1 protein-coding gene is annotated in these 1,565 nt (G+C 32.7%); it reads left to right on the top strand.

Annotation, left to right across the window (positions count from 1 at the left end; genetic code table 11):
• The first annotated feature begins 486 nt into the window (after positions 1–486).
• A complete protein-coding gene (locus F6K22_RS40580) occupies positions 487–1,485 on the top strand; it encodes an AMP-binding protein (protein WP_293110795.1) in 999 nt (332 codons plus the stop codon).
• The last annotated feature ends 80 nt before the right edge of the window (positions 1,486–1,565 follow it).

Here is a 1,565-nt window from a genome sequence, read left to right as displayed (position 1 = left end):
AACTTTATCTATATAGTTGTGGGAGATGAAATATTTTGCGACTCAGCTAATTTTTCTGGCAAATCTTTCTGTGGTCTCAGAGAAAATTTAGGCAGAAGTAAAAATTTATAGTCTGTATCTGGTTGAGCGAGTCGAACTTTATCTATATAGTTGTGGGAGATGAAATATTTTGCGACTCAGCTAATTTTTCTGGCAAATCTTTCTGTGGTCTCAGAGAAAATTTAGGCAGAAGTAAAAATTTATAGTCTGTATCTGGTTGAGGAAGTCGAACTTTATCTATATAGTTATGGCAGATGAAATATTTTGCGACTCTGGGAAATTTTGCCGAAAAAATCTTCTCTGGTTTGAGAGAAAATTCAGGCAGAAGTAGAAAATTTATAGTCTGTATCTGTGGGAGCGAGTCGAACTTTATCTATATAGTTGTGGGAGATGAAATATTTTGCGACTCAGCTAATTTTGCCGACAAAATTTTCTCAATACTAATTTATGAATCAAATTTTTAACTACCTAAAAAAATACCAACTCAAAAGAGATAGCAACTTCTTTACTGATAGTGAATTTTCTTGTCTTGCAGAGTCAAAGTTTACTGACTTAATCAAAATAGCAAATCCAGAAACTCCAAGCAAAGTATTAATATCAGAACCAAAACCAACAGAATTTATTACCAGTTTTATTGCTGCTATCGGTGCCGGTTGCCAAGTATTTTTATGCAATCCTAACTGGGGAAAACTGGAATGGGAACAAGTTTTAAAATTAGTACAACCAGACATAATTTTGGGAAATATCCTTAACCATAAATTTTTAGGAGGGAGTTTAGAAAAAATATCTAGGTCGCCTAGAGATAATCCCTGTAAAAAAACTCTGCCTAATGAACAAAATTTAATTATGATTCCTACTGGTGGGTCGTCTGGAAAAATTAAATTTGCTATTCATACATGGGAAACTTTAATGTCATCGGTTAGAGGTTTCCAAGAATATTTCCAAGTACAACAAATTAATTCGTTTTGTGTTTTACCTCTATATCATGTTAGTGGTTTAATGCAGTTTATGCGTTCCTTTACCACTGGGGGAAATTTAGTAAATTTGTCATCCTATAAAGATATTTTTGATAAAAAGGAATGGAATATTAATTCCAATGAATTTTTTATTTCCCTAGTACCAACTCAGTTACAAAATTTACTGCAAAATGCAGAAATAGCTAATTGGTTATCAAATTTTCAGACAGTGCTTTTAGGTGGTGCCGCTGCTTGGGAAGAATTATTTGATGCAGCAAGAAAATATCAGATTAAATTAGCTCCAACTTATGGAATGACAGAAACTGCTTCCCAAGTTGCGACTCTTAAACCAGAAGATTTTTTGGCAGGAAATAATAGTAACGGTCAAGTATTACCTCACGCTAAAATTATTGTTCAAAGTGATAGTGGAGAGATATTAGGTCACAATCAAATTGGTAATATTATTATCAAAGCTAGTTCTTTAAGTTAGGGTATTATCCCAACATATTTAATAATTCTGAAAATTTAGCAACGGATGATTTAGGATTTTTTGATCGTCAAGGTTACTTA

It is taken from the genome of Okeania sp. SIO2F4 (genome assembly GCF_010672385.1).
In the GTDB taxonomy this organism is placed as follows: domain Bacteria; phylum Cyanobacteriota; class Cyanobacteriia; order Cyanobacteriales; family Microcoleaceae; genus Trichodesmium.
Note: the sequence above shows the minus strand (reverse complement) of the source record. Positions and strands in the feature narration are given on the sequence as shown.